At 62.1% G+C, this 277-nt stretch carries 1 protein-coding gene; it reads left to right on the top strand.

The features are described from left to right. A partial coding sequence (locus SM191_RS19710; RefSeq protein ID WP_341507678.1) for a transposase occupies nucleotides 1-277 on the top strand: 277 nt, incomplete at both ends.

The raw sequence follows: 277 nt of genomic DNA, 5'->3' as shown, positions 1-277 counted from the left end.
CATGGTGCGCAACAAGGCGATCCACATCGCGCTCGGCGTCCGTGCCGATGGTGCCAAGGAGGTGCTGGGCCTGTGGCTGGAGCAGAACGAGGGCGCAAAGTTCTGGCTCAGGGTGATGAACGAGCTCAGGAACCGCGGCACCGAGGACATCCTGCTCGCTGTCGTCGATGGCCTGAAGGGTTTTCCCGAGGCGATCACCGCCGTGTTTCCCGACGCCGTGGTTCAAACCTGCATCGTCCACCTGCTGCGCAATTCCATGGATTTCGTGTCCTGGAAG

The sequence above is a fragment of the Sphingomonas sp. 2378 genome (genome assembly GCF_038084995.1).
Lineage (GTDB): Bacteria > Pseudomonadota > Alphaproteobacteria > Sphingomonadales > Sphingomonadaceae > Sphingomonas.
Note: the sequence above shows the minus strand (reverse complement) of the source record. Positions and strands in the feature narration are given on the sequence as shown.